The sequence below is a fragment of the Treponema sp. genome (assembly GCF_017430385.1).
In the GTDB taxonomy this organism is placed as follows: Bacteria; Spirochaetota; Spirochaetia; order Treponematales; family Treponemataceae; genus Treponema_D.
On record NZ_JAFRNB010000165.1, the window covers coordinates 1 to 7,277 of the forward strand.

Below are 7,277 nucleotides of genomic sequence, written 5' to 3' on the forward strand. Positions count from 1 at the left end.
CACAAGATTTTTGAGATTGGTAAAGTTGCATTCCTGGACGATAGCGAAAACACTGGAACAAAAACAATCCAGTCACTCGGATTCATGACTGCAGCAAATAACGCAAACTTCAACGACTTGGCTTCTGAGGTCGCCTCTATCCTTTACTTCCTCGATCACAAATATGAGGTCAAAGAAGCAAACGACCCGCGCTTTATCCCAGGCCGTCAGGCAGCAATCATCGTCAAAGGCAAGCAGGTCGGAATCTTCGGTGAAATCCACCCGCAGGTTCTCGAAAACTGGCAGATCGCAGTTCCATGTGTCGCCGGAGAGATTGATATTGAAGAATTGATGTAGTGAACCAAAAATCCATCCGTGGATTTTTGGATTCATACGAGAAAATTCTGTTCACCTATCGGCAAACAGAATTTTTTCTCTCGGCTTTTACCCCACATCCATGTGGGGATTTTTTGTTTAAAGGGCTGCCCAATCGGACAGCCCTTTCTTTTTATTTCTGAATCTTTTGGATTGCAGTTTGCAAATCTTTGAGTTGTTTCAAAATCGTCTGTTTTTCTGACGTTTGCAAATTGCTCAAATTTTCAGGAACAAAAATTTCGATTTTTGTTTTTTTCCCATCGTTGAAAACGAATTTAACACCACTCTCACCGTAATTTTCAGAATCAACACCCGAAAAAGAATCTTCGTATTCGTAGGTATCTTTTGTTCTTTTAAAATCATAGAGCTTTTTCAGCGTACCTTTTTCAATACGATAAAACGAGATTAAATCTATAACAACTCTATCTGTATAACCAGAACCGCCACCAATCATTGCATCCCCGTCGCATGTAACAACAAGCTTTTTTTCCTCTGAGAACATAGGATTAGCACCTTCATAATCCTTGAAATATGAAGTACGCTCAAATTTTTTTGCCTTAGCATTCCATTTTACAAAATCAAAGTGAGGCCCGTCATTACTTGAAATGATTTCTGGGATTCCATCACAATCAAAATCAAGAATAGCAAAACGCTGGTCAATCGCGTTAACTTCTACAGATTGAACTTCCTGCAAAACTCCTTTTTTATCCTGCTGATAAAACACAAGATTGACAGTATTTCCGGCCCCTGCATACGGTTTTACTTTTACAGTATAATCAGTTTTGCCCGTAGAAATAGTGAAACTGTCCATTTTCTCGTGTCCAAGCATATTAGCTGGGAAGACCGCATCATGCAGGCTTTTGAAATCACCAGATGAAGCAAAATCAGTAATATATCGTGAATAAATCGAATCAGAAAGCTCGCAGATTTCTGATTCCAACGGGTCAGCTTTTACATCACCCCATGAAATATCGTCATATTCGCGTGTAATCGTGTACGAGATATTGCTTTGCTTATGAGAAAAAAGTCCGCCAGTTTCGTCAACCACTACTAGATAATAAGTTCCCGCTTGTAAGTAATTTTTTCCACTATATTCACCATTTTCATCAGGAGTTGCGAGTCTAAGGGTAAAACTTTTGCCAGTATCGATGTAATATCCGCGCAGTTCTTTGCCTTGTTTGTATTCGTTAAGACATTCTCGATTTGTAGCCACATACTTTACGCTGTTTCCATCACTTGAGGCATGAATATCTACAAACTTGGTATTTGTTTGTATGAACAGCAAATGGAATTGCAATGTAGCTGCCCGCATCGAGCTTTTCTGTATATTGCTCTAAGACTTCAGTACGCGGTGTAACAATTTTTTCGCGTTTACTATGGGAACTGGTGACAGTATTTTTGTCGTTTGCAAACAAAACAGATGCAGAAAAAACGGACAAAAACAAAACAGCAAGTTTTTTCATAGATTTTCTCCTCGTTTTTATCTTTGTTGCAAGAACTTTTACTAATCCGATTTTTGAGCGAAGCGATAAAAATCGGATTAGTGTAGTCTGGTCAACTACACTAATGCTATAGCATTAGTGCGCCGCAAGGCGAAAAAAAAGGACTGCCCAGCCGGACAGCCCCTTAACTTTTTAAATCAATTGGATTTTCTTTTTAGTTCAAAGCTTCTTTGAGAACATCAAGGTTGCTTTCCATAACTTTCAGGTAAGTTGCACCCTTCTTGATCTGTCTTTTAGTTGTTGACTGGAGAGAATCGAATGTCACTACTTTAGCTTTTCTGTTTTTGCTGTTTGAAATTACAGTCTTGGCGATTTTGCCGTTTCCGCTTTCAATTTTGCAAACTCTCTGCAAGTTAAGTTCATTAACTTTTTCAGAAAGGAATACGATTGTGTTGAAGCTGGCTTCGCTTTCTGCAGAACAACCAGTGAATGCAGCATAATATTTCAAGCCGTAATCTTCTGTCATGTAGCGGAATGGGAAACGGTCTCCAAAAAGAAGAACGTTTTTGTTTCCAGCTTTTACAGCGGCAACATATTTTGCATCCAAGGCATCAAGTTTTGCTGTATAAGAAGCAAGATTTTTCTGGTATACAGCGGCATTAGCTGCATCTTTTTCGCAGAGAGCATCGGCAATTGCACCACACAAAGTTTTTGCAAATCTCAAAGAAAGCCAGACATGCTCATCTTTTTCCTCTTCTTCGTGGTGATGATGCTCGTCATGTTCATCATCGTCATCATGGTGATGTTCATGAGCATCCTCATGATGATGACCATGGCCAGAAAGATGCTCACCGATTTCATGTGCAGTCATTGAAGCAGGGAAGAAAGTTGGCCAATATTTCTCAGGATCCTCGATTGCGTCAAAGCTAGTGTTGCTCATTCTCAAATGGAAGTGTGCGGCCGGAGCTGACTCAATCATATGGTCATTAATTTCGATAAATTTCGGAGCGGCAGATTTCTTATCAATTCGCTCAAAACGATACATTGCACCTTTTGTTCCGCCAGACCAAAGCTGGATAAAGTAGCCCACATATTTGTATTTTGCGCTGACAGTCTTTCCGTTGTCATATTTATATGTGATTTTGTCACCTTTGATTGATACAGAAGCAATGTCAGTTTTATAGCCAGTTTTGTAATACTCTTTGTATTCTGCAGCTGTCTTTTTTCCGTCCTCAGCTTTTTCTTCCCAGGCTTCATCAAGACTTCCGTCAAGAACAAATGGATATGGAGACTGCCATTCGCCAGCCCAGTCAGAAAGGCTTCGGTCTTTTACATCATGATCGTCAAAAGTTTTAACTTCTTTTCCATGAGCATGCGCATCATGGTGATGTTCATGTCCGTGCTCGTCGTGACCATGTTCGTGGTGGTGCTCATGCTCCATTCCCTCAACGACTTCCTCGGCCTTAACCTTATCACCCAAAACCTCAACAAGATTGATAACCTTCATGCTCGGGTTTTTGGCATTTTTCAAAACCTCATCGACCCATTCATCGCTCTCGCCACCGACATAAACAAAAATGTCCGCCTCAGAAATCTTCGCGATGTCCTTTACGCTCGGCGAATAGCTGTGCAGGTCAACGCCGTTATTCAAAAGAAGCGTAAGCTCCACATTGCCGGCATTCTCTCCGATGACCTCTCTTGCCCAGTCGTATTCCGGGAAAATCGTTGTTACGACTTTAAGTTTTTTCGCGCTGGAATCAGCTTTTTTTGCAAAAACTGAACCACATCCAAGTGCAAGCAAAATGCCCGCAATTGCAAAAAATTTATTTTTTTTCATTTTTTCACCTCCACATTTAAGCGATTGCCTTTTCGTCCAAGCATTTTTCCAGCGCAGACTTGATTTCCGCCTGATCGTAGCCTTTTCCGATAAATACAATCTGATTCTCTCTGTCTCCGAATTCTGAATCCCAGTTTTCTTTCATGTCCGGGTTATTTGCCAGAATTTCATTCTTCTGCTCGTCAACAAGCGCATCCACCCAGTAAGAAACTTCCATCACCGAAGAATTTCGCCCGGCCTGCTCGAAAAGCTGCACATCCTGGTCGGCATCGCTGAACCAGATATATCCCTTCGCACGAATCAACGACTTCGGATAATTTTCATTCACGAAATTCAAGAATTTTTCGCGATTAAAAGGTCGTCTTTCCTCATAAACAAAAGAAGTGATTCCGTACTCATCGGTGCATCCCTTTGTGCCTTCAAGCGAGTTGATTGCCTTCTGGATAGCCGAAGACGAGTCAATCTGCTCAAAGTCAAAAGGCTCACTAGTTACGATTTTTGAAAGTTCAATAGAACCGTTTACGCTGTGGAAAATCGGCGCACGCGGCTGGAACTGACAGACAATCGAATGAACTTCGGCAAGCTGAGTCTCATTGAGCAAGTCACATTTGTTCAGGATGATAAAATTACAGAATTCAATCTGATCGACAATCAGCGTAGAAATTTCCTGATTTGAAAGATTGTTCTCGTCAACCTGGTCATTTTCCTTACGCTTGATAAGGTCAGACAAAAATTCCCGATAAATTCGGTCAGCGTCAACGACAGTGACAACCGAAGTCAGATAAACATTTGTGTCGGGATTTTCGTCTTCATAAGCCAAAAAACTTGCTGAAACAGCACCAGGATCACTGATTCCCGAAGCCTCAACAAAAACAACCTCAACCGAATCAATTTCAGAAATCTTTTCAAGCTGCTGTATGAATTCATCACGAAGAGTGCAGCAGATACATCCGTTCTGAAGCTCGTACATGGGGCACTCAGCAACATTTGCCCCCTCTTTTTTGAGGATTTCGGCATCAACATTGATTGAACCCATATCATTTACAATCAAAGCCACACGGCGGGTTTCCTGTTTCAAAAGATTGTTCAAGAGCGTAGTTTTGCCCGAACCAAGATAGCCCGTAATCAGCACGACAGGCTTTTTCTGAGTTTTATTCATACTTCATTCCTTTTTTTTAGCGCAATTTTACTTCCTACGCCCTTCCGCAGCTCAGTAGCCCTCGGTCGAAAGCTTTAGCTTTCGACTGGCTTCGCCACTGCTACACGGCGGGCGCGAATATTATTGTAAAAAAGGAATTCAATTGTTGAGTTTGATTTTTTCTGTTACAGGAGTTGCAAAAACTATGAAAGAAAGAACCAGTACAAAAGAGAATGGAATTAAAGAGAAGTTCTGAACCTGAACGGAGAGAGAAACACCCAGATTGAGGTTCTGGAAATTTGCCTTGGCGATTTGCAAAATGGCGCAAACCTGACAATCTTCATCCTCATGATTGTGCTCAATGTGATGAGAAACAAAAAAGACAGAAAGACAAAGTGACGCTGCAAGCATTACCGCAAGCAAAAGCGAAACCTTTTCTTTCTGTCCCTTGTAAAAATGTCTCATTAAAACTCCGCCCAAAAATTGGTGAAGGCACCAATTTGAGAACGAGTGTCAAATTACACCAAACTAACAAAAATGTCAATATGAGAATGAGTCTCAAATCAATATTTTTTAATCATTTCCTTTTTGATGTCGGAAATTTTTATCGCCCCATGGGGACAAGCGGCCTTGCAGTCTCCGCAGCGGATGCAGTCCATGCTGTTGGGATTTTCCCAAACAGGAATATCGAGCTTGCAGATTTTCTGACAGGCTCCGCATTTCGTGCATTTTTCGGAGTCGATTTTAAATCGATAGAAAGAAATTTTGTTGAAAATTCCATAAATCGCTCCGAGCGGGCAAATGTAACGGCAAAAAGGGCGGTATATTATAATAGAAGAAAGAATCGTGACCAAAAGGATAGCAAGCTTCCAGCGGAAGATAAATCCAGCGGCTCCCCGCATAGCATTGTTAAGAAGAACTAGAGGAATCCCGCCTTCAAGCGTTCCCACCGGGCAAATCCACTTGCAGAACCACGGTTCGCCAAGGCCTGTGATGTCAATCACGAACATCGGAAGCAGAATCACAAAAACGCCGAGGAAAAGGAACCTGAGATGACGCAAACCTTTTTCACCGGGCAGACTGCGGATTTTTTTGACAAATGGAATCTTAAAAAGCAAATCCTGAATCAGCCCGAACGGACAGAGAAAACCGCACACGAACCTTCCGAGCAACGTTCCGAAAATAACAAGAAGCCCCACAACGTACATTGAGATTTTGTACTCGCGGGCATTAAGCGTTGCCTGCAATGAGCCAATCGGACAAGCACCAAGCGCACCAGGGCATGAATAGCAGTTCATTCCTGGAACGCAGATGAATTTGGAGCTGCCTTCAAAAATCTGGCCGTTCGCAAAGCCTTTGATGTAACCGTTTGAAAGCGCGGCAAAACAAGCCTGAATTATGAGACGGATTCGACTGTGTTTTTTTAGTTTAGATTTGGCTGCCATAAAATAATTTTACCCGATTCCGATGCACTCCATACAGATTCGGGTGGCTTTGTTAAAGACAGTCTCGGCTTCACCACGGAAAATGCCCGCAATCACGAATGCGATTCCAGCACAAAGAGAAAGTATTGCGATGATTTTCCGGTGTTTGTCGGTCAGTTTCATTTCTTTAAAATCTCGTCGATGATTTTCTGCCAGTCTTTTTGACTTCGAGAGCCAAGATAAGCTTCGCCAATTTGCTTGCCGTTTGAGTCAACGAAAATTGTCGTCGGAACAGCCTGAACGCCCCGGAGAACTCCGCTGAACATTTCTTTTGACGGAATTATGTGAGTGTAATTCGCACCGGTCTGAGCGATTATTGCCTCGCCGCTTGATTTTACGCGGGGATCGACATTTCCCTTGCGATCAAGAATATCAATCACAATTCCGACAACCTCAACGCCATTGCTTTTGTTCGCCTCGTTTAGTTTTGCAAGATCTGGCATTTCACGGATACATGGGCCGCAGAATGTACCCCAGATGTTCAGCATTGTCACTTTGTTTTTAGCAAAAATATCGCTTGTGACAGGCGCGCCCTTCAAGTCAGTGGCCGTGAATGTGATTTTCTCGCCTGCTTTTTGTGCGAATGTAAGCGACGAAAGCGCAAGAAGTGCGATTGCAATCAAAAATCTTTTCATGTTGATCTCCTTTCGGTCACTGCGCATATTCGAAATGACCTGTAAATATAATTCAATTTTATCACAGAGGTTTCAGTTTCTTCTGTGACTTTGTTACTTTTTTCCGTTTACCAGTTCAAAACTCCGTTTTGTAAGAGAGCAGAGCCTGTCGAAATCCGTCACACTGGTCAGAAGAACCGTTATCCAGTATTTTTTGTTCATGTGATAGGCAGGAAAAATTGATTTTTTGTCGATGATTTCATTTATGTGCTCTTTGTCAGCCTTCAAGTTCACGACAAATACATTTTCATCATTTTCAAAACCCAAATTTTTGTAGGTTATATTCATGATAAGCGCGAACCATTTTTGATTCGGGCAGCGGAATACGGCAGCGTCATCATAGCGGCC

The 7,277-nt window shown here is 41.9% G+C and carries 9 protein-coding genes and 1 pseudogene; 1 reads left to right on the plus strand and 9 read right to left on the minus strand.

Annotated elements, in window-relative coordinates; genetic code table 11:
• Positions 1–336 (plus strand): annotated as a pseudogene (locus IJJ71_RS12515) (phenylalanine--tRNA ligase subunit beta); the annotation flags it as partial.
• 151 nt (positions 337–487) lie between these two features.
• Here the strand turns inward: IJJ71_RS12515 and IJJ71_RS12520 are convergent.
• From IJJ71_RS12520 to IJJ71_RS12560, 9 genes are all read right to left on the minus strand, one after another.
• Entirely contained in the window at positions 488–1,567 is a 1,080-nt protein-coding gene (locus IJJ71_RS12520) for a hypothetical protein (protein ID WP_296847474.1), read from the minus strand.
• 19 nt (positions 1,568–1,586) lie between these two features.
• Positions 1,587–1,817 (minus strand): hypothetical protein, encoded by a 231-nt coding sequence (locus tag IJJ71_RS12525; protein ID WP_296847476.1) that lies wholly within the window; start codon positions 1,815–1,817, stop codon positions 1,587–1,589.
• 193 nt (positions 1,818–2,010) lie between these two features.
• Positions 2,011–3,633 carry a metal ABC transporter solute-binding protein, Zn/Mn family gene (locus IJJ71_RS12530; RefSeq protein ID WP_296847478.1) on the minus strand — a complete coding sequence of 541 codons (1,623 nt, stop codon included), beginning with the start codon at positions 3,631–3,633 and terminating at the stop codon, positions 2,011–2,013.
• A 16-nt stretch (positions 3,634–3,649) separates the two neighbouring features.
• Positions 3,650–4,792, minus strand: a complete 1,143-nt coding sequence (locus IJJ71_RS12535) for a CobW family GTP-binding protein (RefSeq protein WP_296847479.1) — start codon at positions 4,790–4,792, stop codon at positions 3,650–3,652.
• Positions 4,793–4,930: 138 nt separating this feature from the next.
• A complete protein-coding gene (locus IJJ71_RS12540; protein WP_296847480.1) occupies positions 4,931–5,236 on the minus strand; it encodes a hypothetical protein in 306 nt (101 codons plus the stop codon).
• 98 nt (positions 5,237–5,334) lie between these two features.
• Positions 5,335–6,216: a 4Fe-4S binding protein gene (locus IJJ71_RS12545; RefSeq protein ID WP_296847481.1), complete on the minus strand. Its 882-nt coding sequence runs from the start codon at positions 6,214–6,216 to the stop codon at positions 5,335–5,337.
• Between the two features lie 9 nt (positions 6,217–6,225).
• Entirely contained in the window at positions 6,226–6,378 is a 153-nt protein-coding gene (locus IJJ71_RS12550; protein ID WP_296847484.1) for a CD1871A family CXXC motif-containing protein, read from the minus strand.
• Positions 6,375–6,890, minus strand: a complete 516-nt coding sequence (locus IJJ71_RS12555; RefSeq protein WP_296847485.1) for a TlpA family protein disulfide reductase — start codon at positions 6,888–6,890, stop codon at positions 6,375–6,377. Before IJJ71_RS12555 ends, IJJ71_RS12550 begins: the two co-directional genes overlap by 4 nt.
• A gap of 93 nt (positions 6,891–6,983) precedes the next feature.
• A partial coding sequence (locus IJJ71_RS12560) for an MmcQ/YjbR family DNA-binding protein (RefSeq protein WP_296847487.1) occupies positions 6,984–7,277 on the minus strand: 294 nt, incomplete at its 5' end.